This is a genomic window from Jeotgalibacillus terrae, assembly GCF_016908195.1.
GTDB lineage: Bacteria > Bacillota > Bacilli > Bacillales > Jeotgalibacillaceae > Jeotgalibacillus > Jeotgalibacillus terrae.
In genome coordinates this window covers 136,418-151,464 of record NZ_JAFBDK010000001.1, presented here as the reverse complement: position 1 = coordinate 151,464, position 15,047 = coordinate 136,418, and the positions used below count along the sequence as shown (strand labels likewise).

The following is a 15,047-nucleotide window of genomic DNA, read 5'->3' as shown; positions in this document are numbered from 1 at the left end:
CCTTACTTTTTTGTATGCTTATTCATCAACTTCCAGTTCGCCGATTGGCCACCACTCAAAACCATCCTGTTCAAGCAACAGGTCACTTTTGTGAGGTCCCATTGACCCTGCGAAATAATTCGGGAACGAAGTATCTTTTGTTTTTTCCCAATGATCAGAGATTTTATCGACAAAACTCCACGAATGCTTTACTTCATCCCAGTGTGTAAAGTTAGTCGCATCTCCTAAAATGCAGTCTAAAAGCAGCTTTTCATAAGCTTCAGGTGTATTAATCCCGTCGATACTGCTTGCAGAATAGCTGAGCTTCACACTGTCAGTATCAATACCCTGAGCAGTTTTCTTAGCATTAAGGTGAAGTGTAATACCTTCATCGGGCTGAATATGAATGACCAGCAGATTAGGATCAAGTGAATGCTCTTTATTATAATAAAGATTCATCGGAATGTCCTTGAACTGCACAACAATTTTGGTGGATTTAACAGCCATGCTCTTCCCGGTACGGATATAAAAAGGTACACCTGCCCAGCGGAAATTATCAATCATCACTTTTCCGGCAACATATGTCTCCGTATTGGAATCGGAATCTACATTATCATTTTCCCTGTAGCCCTTTTGAACACGTTTGTAATCAGATCCGTACTGACCTCTGACAAAATAATTGTCCACCTCTTCACCTTCGATCGGACGCATTGCACGAAGTACGCGTACTTTTTCACTTCTGATCTCATCTGTGCTAAGACTGATCGGAGGCTCCATTGCAAGCAGTGCAACCATCTGAAGCATATGGTTTTGTACCATATCTCTCAGAGCACCGCTTTTTTCATAATATCTCCCGCGTTCTTCCACGCCGAGTACTTCTGAAGAAGTAATCTGGATATTTGAAATGAAGCGGCTATTCCATAATGGTTCGAACAGTGCATTTGCAAAACGGATTACTTCGATGTTCTGCACCATTTCTTTACCAAGATAATGGTCAATCCGGTAAATCGATTCTTCAGGAAATGATTGTCTGATCTGATTATTCAGCGCATTTGCTGAAGGAAGACTGTGTCCGAACGGCTTTTCTATGACAAGACGGCAGAAACCGTTATTATCTGTCAGCCCGTCAGATTTCAAATGATCTGTAATGGTGCCGAAAAACTCAGGAGCCATTGCAAGATAAAAAATTCTGTTGCCTTCTAAGTTAAACTTTCCGTCAAGTTCATCAGCTACGTGTTTAAGCTTTATGTATGATGAGGAATCTTCAACATCATGTGACTCATAAACACAATGCTCGATAAATGAATCAATATGGTCATGGTTATCAGAAGCAGTCATTAATGAATCCCGGATGTGTTTTGTGAATTGTTCATTAGACCATTCACGGCGACCGATACCCAGCACTGCAAATTGTTTTTCCAGACTTCCTTTTAGATAAAGCTGATATAATGAAGGATACAATTTGCGTTTAGCAAGGTCTCCGGTTGCGCCAAATATCATAATTAATGTTGGTGGTGTAGATGTCTGTTTCACTTTCAGGACCTCACTTTATAGTTTCATTCGGCGTGATGCCGGCTTTGCAATATCTAAATTGTATAGCGGCTCCCGATCAGATGCAACCTTTACGCTGAACTTGAACATACAGGTAACATGATTTAATCTGTTAAAACACATTCACATAAATATTACTATCATTTATTCAGGAGGAAATTATGCGTTTACATTTTTTAGGTACAGGTGCAGGCGTTCCAGCTAAAGAAAGAAATGTTTCTGCCGTTGTATTAAAACAAATCAATAAAGATGGCGACAGCTGGCTATTTGATTGCGGAGAAGCAACACAGCACCAGATTCTGCAGACTTCGATTAAACCAAGAAGAATTACTAAAGTATTTATTACACATTTGCACGGCGACCACATCTTCGGCCTTCCAGGATTTCTTGGGAGCAGATCTTTTCAGGGGGGGACCGGACCGTTAACGGTATACGGACCAGCTGGTATAAAAGATTATATAGAAACTTCGTTGAGAATCAGTAAAACTTATTTGAAATATGAGCTTTCAGTGATTGAAGTATCAGACGGAGAGGAGTTCACCGAAGACGGCTTTACAATTAGTATAAGGCAGCTTGATCATGTTATCCCTTCTTTCGGGTACAGGCTTGTTGAGAAAGACCAGCAGGGAAAACTGAACAGTGAAAAACTTCAGTCTATCGGTATCGAACCTGGTCCAATTTATAAACAGCTGAAAAACGGAGAAAAGGTTATGTGGAATGGCCGACTGATTGATGGTAATCACTTTCTTAGTGAGCCAAAAAAGGGGAAGGTCATTGCAATTGCAGGCGATACGAGAAAATGCAAAGCTGCCGCTGATCTCGCACATAAAGCAGACGTGCTCATACATGAAGCAACATTCGGGAGCGAAAATGAACAGCTGGCTAAAGACTATTATCATTCGACTGCAGCTCAGGCTGCAGAGACTGCGAAAGTGGCCGGTGTCAACACACTCTGGCTTACACATATCAGTGCACGTTATGCAGATGGGAAAGAAAGCGCGCTTTTGATGCAGGCAAAAGAAATTTTTCCGAAAACCTATATTGCTGAAGATTTGCTAGAAGCGGAGGTCGATTAAATACAACAGACTGTGACAAGTGCTTATCACAGTCTGTATTGTAAGGTTAAAATACCCAGCCCCGGCTATATTGTTTAAGTGGTTCAATAGAAGTCTGAAGTTCGAGTGCTGCTCTTCTTGGCCAGTATGGATCTCTTAGCAGTTCTCTTGCGATAAAGATCAAATCAGCGCGTTTGTTCTGCAGTATTTCTTCTGCCTGCAGTCCGCTTGTAATCATACCAACAGCCCCCGTATCAATTCCACCTTTATGTTTAATCGTCTCAGCCATTGGCACCTGGTATCCCGGATAAGCGTGAATCTGAGCCGGAACAACCGCACCTGAGCTAACATCAATCAGGTCAACACCCTGCAGTTTCATCCATTTTGCATATGTAGCATAATCTTCTGGCGTTAATCCTTCCTCGTGCCAATCACTTGCAGAAACCCGTACAAATAGAGGGCCGGACCATTCTTCATTTACTGCTTCGATCATTTCTTTTAAGAACCTGTAACGGTTTTCAGCCGAACCACCGTATTCATCTGATCTGTGATTAGAGAGTGGGGATAAAAACTCATTAATCAAATAGCCATGTGCCCCGTGCAGTTCAATAATGTCAAAGCCGGCTTCACGGGAACGTCTGGCACCATCTTTAAATGCCTGGATCGTTTCGCGGATCTGAACCTGCGACATTTCTTCGGGCTGCTTCATATTTTCGTTAAAAGCAATGGCAGACGGGGCAATGATGGTTCCATCAGTCATTGACTTTCTTCCTGCGTGTGCGAGCTGGATCGCAGACTTTGAGCCATTTTCTCTGATCAAATCTGTCAATTCTTTTAAACCGTTGATATGGTCATCACTCCAAATCCCCAGATCTTCATTCGAAATTCTTCCCTGAGGCGTTACTGAAGTAGCTTCAAGCATAATTAAACCGGTTTGACCTGCAGCTCTTGAAGCATAATGGACTTTATGAAAATCAGTTACCATCCCGTCTTGCCGGTAGCAGGAATACATACACATAGGTGCCATAACGATACGGTTTTTTAAGGTAACGCCTTTTATTGTGTAAGGGGAAAACAAAACTGTACTCATCAAATAACCTCCTGTAATAACATTCCTTACCAGTATATCATCATTAAAAAAAGAGCTGAATCTTCAGCTCTTTTTCTTCAGCTCTTTTATGGAGTAGGTTGTTCCTCTCCAGCTGATTCCGCCTCGCAGAGCAGTCAGTGCCGCAGCTCTGAATATTGCATAAATGAATAGTACTGCCGAAACAGGAAATACTGCAGCATGCCATACAGGATAGGCAGTCAGTCTCCTGGTAATAGGAATGTAGACTGCCATTATTGCTGCAATTGTGACCCATGCCATAGAAGCAGTTAAAGGATCCGGACTAAACACTGCTATAAAAGGAAGAACCTGTGAAATGAACACCCCGCACATTGCAAACAATGTAAAAAGATAGCTGTAATGCAATCCTGCGAACGCATTCTTTTCAAGTCCTTTGAAAGCCTCATTTAAAGAAGGATACCACTCTACACTGAGCATCGTTTTAGCAGTAGCCATCCTTTGCTTAAACCCTTTCTTTTTAATGTGTATCCCTAATTGCAGATCATCGTCAGGTCTTAACCTGATTGCCTGGTGACCACCGATCCTCACATAGGATGATTTTGTAATCATATTAAAAGCACCGATGCCCATTCCGTTTTTTGAGCGGTCCCGGTTTGCTGTCCAGGGTCTCTTATAATAGGAAAATCCGAATAAAAAGAAAGCGACAAACGCTTTTAATAGAAAACTTTTTGATTGCAGGTCAGGTGAGACAGTCAGATGGTCAATTTTCATTCGCTTCATATAGTGGAAAGCTTTTGCCACCATATCAGGTTCATAAAGTACATCAGCATCTGTAAAAAGGTATACGTTACCTGAAGCGGCTTGTGCACCTCTGTGAAGGGCATAATTTTTTCCAAGCCAGCCTTCAGGCAGTGTTTGTATATGAATCACCCTTATTCTGTGATCAAGTGCTGAGAGTTTATCCATTATTTTACCTGTTTCATCACTGGAACGATCATTGATTAAGATCCACTCGATCTGACTGTAAGTCTGATTTAACTGGGAGCGGATACTCTTTTCAATATGTGCTTCTTCATTTCTCGCAGGAATAATGAGACTGACCATGCCGCCTGAACTGAGCGGAGGTTCTTTTTCTAAAGCAGGCAATTCTAGAAGCCCGCGGTACGTATCTATTGCGACAATCATCCAGAACAGAGCTGTAATGGAAAGTATGATAAAAAGCATGAGCACAGCTCCTTTTATACAATCGTACTGAAAGCTGCTTTATCACTGCAAGTATTAACTGCTGTGAGTCTGCTCAAATTGTCTGCGCAGTCGTTCAGAATGGTCGGTAGCTTCTTTAATACAGGCTGCAAAAGCATCTTTTACCTGTCTGCAGTCCAGCTCAGCGATTCCCGCTTCAGTTGTTCCGCCTTCACTGGTAATGGCTTTTCTTAAATTTTCAGGAGACTGATTGGATGTTTCGAGCATATGAGCAGCTCCTTTTAATGTCTGAATAATAAAAGGCATGGCATCATCACCAAGATCAGCAGCAGCTTTTTCCATTGCTTCTACTACATAATATATATAAGCAGGTCCGCTTCCGGATAACCCTGTTACTAAGTCAAGTCGTGATTCCTCCACATAAGTAACGGAACCGATTGATGAGAAAATAGAACGGGCTACATCTTTTTGAGAATCTGAGAGCTGGCTGTTAAAAGATAACCCTGTTGCAGATTCCCCAATCATAGCTGACGTGTTTGGCATGGCCCGGGCAATTGCCCCCCTGGCGAGTATATGTTCAATAAAACTGATCGAAAGTCCTGCAAGTACAGAGATCAACAGCTGTTCATTATAAAATGGTTTTATGGAAGTGAGTGCCTCTTTCGCATCTTTCGGTTTTACTGCAAGAATGATTATATCAGCCTGATCGAATAACTGAGGAAAATCATAGGTAGACTTCACACCGTAATTCTCAGAAAGCTTATTAAGTCTCACATTATCATGCCTATTTGTTACCCAGATATCTGTATGTTTAAATTCGTTTGAGTTTTTCATTCCTTTAATCATTGCTTCAGCCATGGATCCTGCTCCTACAAAAACGATCTTCATTATTCATTCCTCCCCTGAAAAAATTAAAGAACCCTCCCGTCCCTGTAAAAAGGACGAAAGGGTTCTTCCGTGGTACCACCTTAATTTGCAGACCGTTCTGCACACTCATAACGCCTCTAACGCGGGCTGGGCGGACATTTTTATGTCACTCTAAGGGCAGGTTCAGCGGATGGTCGGACTGCAGAATTTTTCAGCCTGTGAATTCTGCTCTCTGATGTCCCCAGTGGCGCTTACTATTCCTTATCATCGATTTTATTTATTATTGAGATTATGCTTAGTTTAAGTATGAATGTCAAGAACATTTTTCTTTCTCTTAACAAAGCAGGGGAAAAAGGCTACACTAGAGAAAAAGTGAATAATTATTCATTTCAGGAGGTTTAATATATGAAAGATCCAATTATTCATCAGCTTACAATTCCCACTCCATTTGCTGTGGGGGATGTTCATACTTATTTATTAGTACATGACACTGTGACACTTGTGGATACAGGTCCTGACACAGCTGAAGGTAAAGAAACGCTGATAAAAAAACTAAATGAAATTGGCTTTCAACCTGAAGATATTGATCAGATCGTCCTGACGCATCACCATCCTGATCATGCAGGACTGACTGAATTTTTCAGCCATGCAAAACTGTTTGCACACCATGACAGTGAGCGTTTTCTCGTCAGAAACGATTCATTTATGAACCTGCATGACTTTTTTTACAATGAGTTTTTCAAACAGGCCGGTCTGCCGGAAGCTTATTTTATACTCATTGAAAAAATGAAAGAGACACTGAGTGTAATGGGGAACAGGCCGGTTGATGCATATTTGGCTGACGGTGATCTGCTGCCCGGTCATCAGGGATGGAGTGTAATGGAGTCACACGGTCACTCTCAGGGACACATATCACTCATTCATGAAAATGGAATGGTTATAGGGGGAGATCTGCTGATCAGACATATTTCATCGAATCCGCTGATTGAACCTCCGTTTGGAATCAATCAGCCAAGGCCGCTCCCGCAGCTGCAATATAATGAATCGCTTAAAAAACTGGCTGCACTGAATCCTACAATCGTATACCCGGGTCATGGAGAAGTCATTGTTCAGGCAGCTGAATTAATTTCTGAGCGCTTAATAAAACAGGAAGAACGTGCCGGATACGTGAGATCACTTCTTCAGAAGAAAGAGACAACTGTTTTTGATCTCTGCACTCAGCTTTTTCCAAAGATCTATAAAAAACAGCTCGGGCTCACCCTTTCAGAAACTCAGGGACAAATTGATTATTTGATGGCGAAAGGAGAAATTAGAGCTGCAGATATGAGTGGGTCAGCTATTATTTACAAAACTGAAAGCAGGGTGAAGTTATGAGTCATTTAAGTGGAAAAACAGTGTGGATTACCGGTGCTTCAGGCGGCCTTGGAAGAGCGATTGCTGAGGAGGCTGCAAGATACGGTGCGGACTTAATTTTAACTGCAAGAAATGAACGGGGGCTGATTCAGACAGGGGAGAGATGCCGCCAGTTTGGTGCCGGTCACATTTTGATCAGACCGTTTGACCTGAACCGTATTGAAGAAATTCCCGGATTTGCTGAATCAGTTGTAAATGAAAGCAGCAGAATCGATGTTCTGGTCAATAATGCCGGATTTGGGCTTTTTGAAAAGCTTGAGGATACGTCTCCTGAAACCATTATTTCAATGATTAACGTGAATGTTACAGCTCTTATGTTAATGAGCAGAGCGGTGATACCATCGATGAAAGAAAAGGGAGGACATCTTGTCAATATCGCCTCCCAGGCAGGGAAGCTTGCAACGCCTAAATCTTCTGTCTATTCTGCTGCCAAACATGCGGTTCTGGGTTTTTCAAACAGTCTCAGAATGGAGCTCCCAGAAGACAATATACGCGTCACTGCAGTGAATCCGGGTCCGATTGAAACAGATTTTTTTGAAACAGCTGATCAGTCAGGCAGGTACGCAGATAACGTGAGGAAGTGGATGCTTTCACCGCGTACAGTTGCAAAAAAGACAGTAGAAGTATTTTACACTGATAAAAGAGAAGTGAACCTTCCGGGCTGGATGAATGCAGCTTCAAAAGCCTATTCATTAGCTCCGGGAATGGTAGAGCGTCTTGGGAAAAAAGGATTTAATCAAAAATAAGCGCAATTGCGCTTATTTTTTTGTTTAACTTACTCATTCAGCTCTTTTTCTGCTCTGACACATGATTCAAAAACACCCTTATGCGATGCATCGCAAAACGGCATTCGTTTTGACTGCCCGCATCTGCATAATGAAAACACCTGCTTAACCGGAAACTGGTTGCCATCCATATCTACGAGTTCAACATCTCCCGTAACTTTTAATGATCCATTGTCCATCACTTTTATCTGTACTTTTTTCTCCATTTAATCCCCTCCGCAAACATGATTCGCTTTTGATGCTACTTGAAAAGCCTTTCAAAAGCAAGATAAGAGAAGAACGCTTCTGATCATGCTATACTTGAAAAAATGGAGGCGGTTAAGATGAATATTGAAATTACCAATCTGGCAGCAGAAAAAATTGCAGATAAAATCGCGTCTGATTCCGGCTTTTTAAAATTAAAATACGACACTGAAGGAACAGGCTGCGTGTTAAATGGTGTTCCGACCCTCTGGTATGTTAAGGAAGCGGCAGATGGTGATCAGTTAATTGAGACAAATGACCGGCCAATTCTTGTTGAAGAATCAAAAACGGTTTTTTATGATCAGCGTCTCAAAATCGACTATTCTGAATCAGCGCGGATGTTCCAGCTCAAAAGCCCAGGACAGACGATTAATGGAAGAATGAGTTTGAAAAATATGATCAAATAACAAAAAGCGCCTGCAATTAGGCGCTTTTTGTTATTTGGAATAAAAATGTTCATTTAAAAACTGATCAATTTTTTTACTGTAAGCGTCAGGATTCGCTGTATAGGATTGTGCATGTCCGCCATCTTCGGGTATGAACAGTGCTTTAGGTCCTTCTTTTAAGTTATATAGCGTTTCCGTCATGTGAGAAGGAATGAAATTGTCATTACGGCTATGGATAAAAAGGACTGGCTTATGAATGTTTTTCACAGCCTCTTTAGGTGAAACACCTCTGATCCGATACCTATCCCTGATCAAAATAAATGTCCCAGCCAGGTTCAGAGCCATTTGGACAATGTAAGAAGAACGTGAGGACTTAGCCATTAGAAAGCTTAACTGTTCTGTCAGGTCTGAAAATGGACAATCAGCTATATAAAATGCCCCGCGGTCTTCAACGCTTCCGGCATATAAAAGCATGGTTACAGCACCCATCGATTCCCCGTGAATACCAAATACAGTCTGTTCACCTTCTTCGGTAATCAGATGGTCAATGACTGCTTTTAAATCTGTTTTCTCAAAATGTCCATAACTCGTACTTCTGCCTCCTGAATCCCCATGGCGCCTGTGATCGTATATGACCGCATTAAATCCTTTATCAAGAAACAAATTTACATATTTCATTGAATTAATCTTTGTTTCAGTGACGCCATGACAAAAGATCATAAATGGTGCTTCCGGATATTTCTTAATGATAACTGTATGAATATCATAACCGGTCGGAGAAGGGATACTGAATTCTCTTTTGGGAAGTCTACTGTACATATCAGGATTAAAGTATCCAGCTGCCTCTTCCCGTTCTTTGATTTCAGTCGGATCCTTCAGCTTCATAAACATAATTTTGTTAGAAAGAAACACACCAAGTACGCTGATTCCTGTAACTGCTGTAAAGGCGGCAACTCTTCTTTTTCTCAATCCAATCCCTGCTTTCTATTCTTCCTTCTTTTTATATGACTGATAATACCAGCTCGAAAGCTCGCGGGAAACATGAGGCTCTACTATACTGATGGCCTGTGCAAGTTGATTAAGATCTATGCCTGTTTCAATTCCCATCCGATCAAGCATATACACGACATCTTCTGTTGCTGCGTTTCCGCTGGCACCGGGCGCAAAAGGACAGCCTCCGAGTCCTCCGGCTGATGCATCGAATCTTGTGACACCGGCGCATAATGCAGCATAAATATTCGCAAGCGCCATTTTACGTGTATCGTGAAAATGCGCAGCCATTAAGACCTCAGGTAATTCTTTTTTCAGCATGCTGAATAATGAATAAGACTCTTTTGGTGTAGCTTTTCCGATTGTATCAGCTACACTTAATTCGTTCACACCTGCATGAGCAAGCCTTTTGCATAATGCAAGGGTATCCGCAGGGGCGATTTCACCTTCGTATGGACAGTGAAACGCTGTGGAAATACAGGCTCTGATATAGATTCCGCTATCTTTTAAATCTTTAATGTGAGGAAGCAGGCCTTCAACTGCTTCTTCAGTCGTTTTGTTTATATTTTTCTGATTAAAAGTTGTACTGACACCGATAAAAATTGCAACTGCTTTAGCGCCAGAAGTCAGTGCAGCTTCGATTCCTCTTTTATTGGGCGTAAGGACCATTGTCCCTGAATGACCGCCAATTTCTTTCATGACCTCAGCTGCGTCTTTCATCTGAGGCACCCATTTAGGGGATACAAAAGAAGTCACTTCCATTTCCTTAAATCCTGCTTTCCATAAAGCATCTATAAAAGCTGTTTTCTTTTCTGTAGGAACAAAGTTTGCTTCATTTTGCAGTCCATCCCTCGGACCAACTTCGATTATTTCAGCATAATGGGGTAATTCCAAACGATCCAACTCCTTTTCATGTCATAATTCAACTTTATCAGAAAAAAAGCATGTGAAAAAGCAGGAATAAAAGCGCTTTCATAGAAGTGGTACAATAGAATAGCCGATAAGGTTTGAAAGGGGTAGAGATCATGAAGAAAATTTATCAGTCAGCAGCTGAAGCTGTTGCTGTTTTAAAAGACGGGGATACACTGATGGCCGGGGGATTTGGGCTTTGCGGAATTCCGGAGAAGCTGATTCTTGCGATCAGGGACAGCGGAGTAAAGAATTTGACAGTGGTATCAAATAACTGTGGAGTGGATGACTGGGGCCTTGGACTTTTACTGCAGAATCATCAGATTAATAAAATGATCGGTTCATATGTAGGTGAAAATAAAGAATTTGAAAGACAGGTTCTCTCAGGAGAGCTTGAAGTTGAGCTCGTACCACAGGGGACGCTTGCAGAGAGAATCAGAGCAGGTGGAGCGGGGATCCCTGCATTCTTTACACCTGCGGGGGTAGGCACTCAAATTGCAGAAGGCAAGGAAATCAGAACATTTGAAGGTAAGGAATATGTGATGGAGCATGCCTTAAAAGCTGACCTTAGTATTGTCAGGGCGTGGCGTGGCGATCACATGGGGAACCTTGTATACAGAAAAACTGCACGCAACTTCAACCCAATGATCGCTGCAGCAGGAAAAGTAACGCTCGCAGAGGTGGAAGAACTGGTAGAAACCGGTGAACTTGATCCTGATCATATTCATACGCCGAGTATATATGTTCAGGGGCTTTTGCAGGCTGATCAGGAAAAAAGAATTGAAAGAAAAACTGTTTCTGCCGGAGGTCAATCAAATGGATAAGAAAAAAGTAAGGGAAACCATTGCTAAAAGAGCTGAAAAAGAAATTAATAATGGAGACTATGTAAACTTGGGAATCGGGATGCCAACGTTAGTTGCCAATCATATTTCAGAGGGGAAAGAAGTGATCCTGCAGTCAGAGAACGGTTTGCTCGGGATTGGCAGATACCCTGAAGAAAATGAGCTGGATGCTGACCTAATTAATGCCGGCAAAGAAACTGTCACTGCAATAAAAGGAGCTGCTTTTTTTGATAGTGCTGAGTCTTTCAGTATGATCAGAGGCGGACATGTGGATGTGGCGATTCTAGGGGGTATGGAAGTATCTGAACAAGGAGATTTGGCAAACTGGATGATACCGGGTAAAATGATCAAAGGCATGGGAGGCGCGATGGATCTCGTGCACGGTGCAAGAAAAACAATCATTATTATGGAACATGTCAGTAAAGATGGCAGTCCAAAAATCCTCAGGGAGTGTTCGCTTCCATTAACCGGCAAAAAGGTTGTCAGCCGGATCATTACCGAACGGGCAGTCATAGACGTTACGCCAGCAGGGCTCGAACTCTCGGAAGTTGCCCGCGGGTATACAGTGGATGACATTACTTCAAGCACCGGGCCGGACCTTCGTATCTCTGAAAACCTTAAAATGGAAGCTTTCTAAATGCGGGGTGACACTGATGAAAAAAGTAAAAAACGATAAAGATGCAGTACTGAAGGATGCATTAAATGAGCAAACGCTTGAAAAGCTTAAAATGTTAAAACAACAGACAGCAGCTGCTGAAGAGGACAGAAGAAAAGCTGAGCTTGCAAGAAAAGCTGAAGAAAAAAGATTGCGTGAAAAAAATAAATCCTTTGAAGAACTGCTTAATGAGAGTGACCTTGATTGGACGAACTATAAAAAATGAGGTGCAACTGCACCTCATTTTCAGGTTATCTGTGTTCAGTATAGCCCTTGTTATTAGTAAGTGATTTCAGCATCTCAATTTCCTCGCGGCTAAGAGGCTTCTGATTGATCGCATGAATATTTTCCTTTACCTGTTCAGGGGAGCTCGCTCCGGCAATAATAGAGGATACTTCAGGGTTTGATGCGTTAAATAAAAGTGCCAGCTCCGTCAATGAACGGTTATGAAAGCGGCCGGCAATTTTAGATAGCACTTCCTTCAGCTCCTGATGACTGTAATGTACATATCCATTTTCGCCTGGCCCTGAAAGTTTTTTATTGGATTTAGGAGACAGCAGCCCTTTTGCAAGTGGACCTCTGGTAATGACCGAGACGTTATTTTCTTTCAGCACGGGAAAAGCCTGTTCTTCAGGTCTGCGGTCAAGCAGGCTGTATTGCATCATATTTGATGAAGCAGAAGATCTTGGCGCATATTCCCTGATCACATTCGGGCGGATTGAAGAAAAGCCATAAGCTCTGATTAATCCTTCCTGCTTCAGTTCATCAAAAGCTTCGATCGTTTCATCGATGGGATCATCAAGTGTACCGCCATGCAGCTGATACAGGTCAATATAATCTGTTTGAAGGCGCTTAAGACTATTTTTCACCTGCTCTTTTATGTAGAACTTGGATGCGTCCCAATACCAGCCACTTTTGTCATCTTTAGCACGATTTCCAACCTTCGTTGCAATCAGAACCTCGCTTCTGAATGGCTTTAAAGCTCTGCCGACAATTTCTTCATTTGTTCCATAGTCATATAAGTCAGCGGTATCAAAATAGTTAATCCCGTTTTCATATGCGGTTTTAATAATTTTTTCTGCTTCGTTATACTCTGTTCCGAGTGACATACAGCCGAGACCCAGTAATGAGCTCTCTAGCGGTGAAGACCCAATCCGTCTTTTTTCCATCATCATTCTCCTCTCTATATCAATCATATTCTCTAATTCCCCCGTGTTCAAACTATGCTGAAGCAAATAAGAAAGAACATTGATACAATATGAAAGAAGGAGTGATGAAAGTGAAAAAGTTTGAAGAAAAAACATTGAATAAAGATGTGCTGTTCACTGGGAAAATTATCAGCCTGCAGGTTGAGGAAGTAGAACTTCCAAATGGCAAAACGTCGAAACGGGAAATCATTAAACACCCCGGTGCTGTTTGTGTAATCGCAAAAACTGAAGATAATAAACTGATTATGGTTGAACAATACAGAAAAGCACTAGAGCGTTCAATCGTAGAAATTCCTGCCGGGAAACTTGAACCGGGAGAACTGCCTGAAGTGACTGCTGAGAGAGAACTTGAAGAAGAGACCGGTTATGGCTGTCAAAGTCTGAGCCATTTAATTTCATTTTACACTTCGCCAGGCTTTGCTGATGAGCTGGTACATGTCTATATGGCAGAAGGTTTGTATAAAATTGAGGATGCTCATGATACAGACGAAGATGAATTTGTGGAACTGATGGAAGTTACGCTTGAAGAAGCAGAAGAAATGGTATTAAACCAGAGAATTTATGATGCGAAAACGGCATATGCTGTGCAGTACCTCAGACTTAAGCAAATGAGAAAACATACATAGTATCGATCTGCCTGCATAAGATGTCTGTGCAGGGAGGGAATGCACTTGAAGCCGAATCTGAGTACAGCTATCTTGCACTATCTATCACATCATATTGCATACTATACCTTTATTATCATCATACTTTTTGGCGGCACAGCAGCGGGTGCTCTGCTTGTTAATATTTATGGTCCCCTGAATATTATGCCGTCATTTCATCCTGATACATTTATGAATGATAAAGTATTCAGTGCCCTGATTGTAGATATGATTTTTCTCTTATTTATATGGACATCCGGATTTACACTTGCCGGTCTTCCTATTGCCTGGTTTGTTGTATATATGAAGGGTTGTCTTTTCGGATTTGCAGCAGGTATGATGATATACGATCAGGGCCTGTCGGGAGTAATGGAAGCCGTAATGATCCTGCTCCCACATAATCTGCTGATCATTGTACTGTATATTGTAATGGCAGCTGAATCATTAAAGCTTGCAGGGCAGATCTGGAAAGGAATTGGTGCGAGACAGCCGCTGATCTATACTGTCCGTCAGTTGAAAAATTCCTATACCCTTCTTTTGGGCACTGCAGCTGTTGGAGTTGTCCTGGCTGGTATCATAGAGTTTTATATACCGGGTCTGTTAATTAAAATTTTTATTATATAATAATTATTATTAAATAATAACGCTCTTTTCTTCTAATTAATAATGATTATTGTTTGCAAATGAGAAAACGTTTGTTATAATGTTGATGACATAATGAGGGAGGGGTCAGTATGGAAAACAGGATTGAGAGAATCAAAAAACAGCTTCATTCAGCAAGCTACAAATTAACCCCTCAGCGTGAAGCAACAGTCAGGGTGCTACTTGAAAACGAAGCTGATCACCTCAGTGCGGAGGATGTTTACTTACTTGTAAAAGAAAAAGCGCCTGAAATAGGACTTGCAACTGTGTATCGCACGCTTGAACTTTTGTCCGAACTGAAAGTTGTTGATAAAATAAATTTTGGGGACGGCGTTTCAAGATATGATTTGAGAAAAGAAGGTGCAGCACATTTCCATCACCATTTAATCTGCCTTGAATGTGGAGCTGTAGATGAAATACAGGATGATCTGCTTGAAGATGTTGAAGAAATTGTTGAGCGGGACTGGAACTTTAAAATAAAAGATCACAGACTGACATTTCATGGTATATGCCATAGATGTCAGGATTAAGCCAAAACCATGCACACGCGCATGGTTTTATTTTTTTCGCAGTTAGGTGGTTAAAGACACGGCTTAGACAGGCTGG

General features: G+C 41.7%; 18 protein-coding genes and 1 other annotated feature. Of the genes, 10 read left to right on the top strand and 8 right to left on the bottom strand.

The annotated features are described in order from the left end of the window. Nucleotides 1-18 precede the first annotated feature (18 nt). Nucleotides 19-1,512 carry a glucose-6-phosphate dehydrogenase gene (gene zwf, locus JOD21_RS00830; RefSeq protein ID WP_204727759.1) on the bottom strand — a complete coding sequence of 498 codons (1,494 nt, stop codon included), beginning with the start codon at nt 1,510-1,512 and terminating at the stop codon, nt 19-21. A 179-nt stretch (nt 1,513-1,691) separates the two neighbouring features. Here zwf and rnz point away from each other — a divergent pair, with 179 nt between their 5' ends. Further along, nucleotides 1,692-2,606: a ribonuclease Z gene (gene rnz / locus JOD21_RS00825; RefSeq protein ID WP_204727758.1), complete on the top strand. Its 915-nt coding sequence runs from the start codon at nt 1,692-1,694 to the stop codon at nt 2,604-2,606. A 46-nt stretch (nt 2,607-2,652) separates the two neighbouring features. Here the strand turns inward: rnz and namA are convergent, their stop codons facing one another. From namA to proC, 3 genes are all read right to left on the bottom strand, one after another. Then, nucleotides 2,653-3,675, bottom strand: a complete 1,023-nt coding sequence (gene namA / locus JOD21_RS00820; RefSeq protein WP_204727757.1) for an NADPH dehydrogenase NamA — start codon at nt 3,673-3,675, stop codon at nt 2,653-2,655. A 63-nt stretch (nt 3,676-3,738) separates the two neighbouring features. Continuing rightward, a complete protein-coding gene (locus JOD21_RS00815) occupies nt 3,739-4,878 on the bottom strand; it encodes a glycosyltransferase family 2 protein (RefSeq protein ID WP_204727756.1) in 1,140 nt (379 codons plus the stop codon). A 54-nt stretch (nt 4,879-4,932) separates the two neighbouring features. Further along, a complete protein-coding gene (gene proC, locus JOD21_RS00810; protein ID WP_204727755.1) occupies nt 4,933-5,745 on the bottom strand; it encodes a pyrroline-5-carboxylate reductase in 813 nt (270 codons plus the stop codon). A gap of 46 nt (nt 5,746-5,791) precedes the next feature. After that, nucleotides 5,792-6,001, bottom strand: a binding site (T-box leader). Nucleotides 6,002-6,129: 128 nt separating this feature from the next. On the opposite strand from proC, the gene JOD21_RS00805 reads away from it, so the two are divergent. Next, nucleotides 6,130-7,098 carry an MBL fold metallo-hydrolase gene (locus tag JOD21_RS00805; protein ID WP_204727754.1) on the top strand — a complete coding sequence of 323 codons (969 nt, stop codon included), beginning with the start codon at nt 6,130-6,132 and terminating at the stop codon, nt 7,096-7,098. Then, a complete protein-coding gene (locus JOD21_RS00800; RefSeq protein ID WP_204727753.1) occupies nt 7,095-7,883 on the top strand; it encodes an SDR family NAD(P)-dependent oxidoreductase in 789 nt (262 codons plus the stop codon). Before JOD21_RS00805 ends, JOD21_RS00800 begins: the two co-directional genes overlap by 4 nt. Before the next feature lie 29 nt (nt 7,884-7,912). Here the strand turns inward: JOD21_RS00800 and JOD21_RS00795 are convergent, their stop codons facing one another. Continuing rightward, nucleotides 7,913-8,128: a CDGSH iron-sulfur domain-containing protein gene (locus JOD21_RS00795; RefSeq protein ID WP_041122764.1), complete on the bottom strand. Its 216-nt coding sequence runs from the start codon at nt 8,126-8,128 to the stop codon at nt 7,913-7,915. A 117-nt stretch (nt 8,129-8,245) separates the two neighbouring features. On the opposite strand from JOD21_RS00795, the gene JOD21_RS00790 reads away from it, so the two are divergent. After that, the gene (locus JOD21_RS00790; RefSeq protein ID WP_204727752.1) at nt 8,246-8,572 is read left to right on the top strand and encodes an iron-sulfur cluster biosynthesis family protein; all 327 of its coding nucleotides are present in this window, start codon (nt 8,246-8,248) and stop codon (nt 8,570-8,572) included. A gap of 30 nt (nt 8,573-8,602) precedes the next feature. Here the strand turns inward: JOD21_RS00790 and JOD21_RS00785 are convergent, their stop codons facing one another. Both JOD21_RS00785 and JOD21_RS00780 read right to left on the bottom strand, forming a co-directional pair. Continuing rightward, nucleotides 8,603-9,520, bottom strand: coding sequence for an alpha/beta hydrolase (locus JOD21_RS00785; protein WP_239581235.1), 918 nt, complete (start codon nt 9,518-9,520; stop codon nt 8,603-8,605). Between the two features lie 15 nt (nt 9,521-9,535). Then, the gene (locus tag JOD21_RS00780; protein ID WP_204727751.1) at nt 9,536-10,435 is read right to left on the bottom strand and encodes a hydroxymethylglutaryl-CoA lyase; all 900 of its coding nucleotides are present in this window, start codon (nt 10,433-10,435) and stop codon (nt 9,536-9,538) included. A gap of 131 nt (nt 10,436-10,566) precedes the next feature. Between JOD21_RS00780 and JOD21_RS00775 the strand changes: the two genes are divergently transcribed. From JOD21_RS00775 to JOD21_RS00765, 3 genes are read left to right on the top strand one after another with little or no spacing between them, the layout of a single operon-like run. Then, nucleotides 10,567-11,274 (top strand): CoA transferase subunit A, encoded by a 708-nt coding sequence (locus JOD21_RS00775; RefSeq protein ID WP_204727750.1) that lies wholly within the window; start codon nt 10,567-10,569, stop codon nt 11,272-11,274. Next, a complete protein-coding gene (locus JOD21_RS00770) occupies nt 11,267-11,929 on the top strand; it encodes a CoA transferase subunit B (protein ID WP_204727749.1) in 663 nt (220 codons plus the stop codon). The genes JOD21_RS00775 and JOD21_RS00770 overlap by 8 nt, the downstream gene beginning before the upstream one ends. Before the next feature lie 16 nt (nt 11,930-11,945). Beyond that, nucleotides 11,946-12,173: a YqkE family protein gene (locus tag JOD21_RS00765; RefSeq protein ID WP_204727748.1), complete on the top strand. Its 228-nt coding sequence runs from the start codon at nt 11,946-11,948 to the stop codon at nt 12,171-12,173. 25 nt (nt 12,174-12,198) lie between these two features. Here JOD21_RS00765 and JOD21_RS00760 read toward each other — a convergent pair whose 3' ends face one another. Continuing rightward, entirely contained in the window at nt 12,199-13,116 is a 918-nt protein-coding gene (locus JOD21_RS00760) for an aldo/keto reductase (protein WP_204727747.1), read from the bottom strand. 110 nt (nt 13,117-13,226) lie between these two features. Here JOD21_RS00760 and JOD21_RS00755 point away from each other — a divergent pair, with 110 nt between their 5' ends. From JOD21_RS00755 to fur, 3 genes are all read left to right on the top strand, one after another. Beyond that, a complete protein-coding gene (locus JOD21_RS00755; protein WP_204727746.1) occupies nt 13,227-13,781 on the top strand; it encodes an NUDIX domain-containing protein in 555 nt (184 codons plus the stop codon). A 45-nt stretch (nt 13,782-13,826) separates the two neighbouring features. After that, nucleotides 13,827-14,423, top strand: a complete 597-nt coding sequence (locus tag JOD21_RS00750; protein WP_204727745.1) for a stage II sporulation protein M — start codon at nt 13,827-13,829, stop codon at nt 14,421-14,423. Nucleotides 14,424-14,533: 110 nt separating this feature from the next. Continuing rightward, nucleotides 14,534-14,971: a ferric iron uptake transcriptional regulator gene (gene fur / locus JOD21_RS00745; RefSeq protein ID WP_041122754.1), complete on the top strand. Its 438-nt coding sequence runs from the start codon at nt 14,534-14,536 to the stop codon at nt 14,969-14,971. The last annotated feature ends 76 nt before the right edge of the window (nt 14,972-15,047 follow it).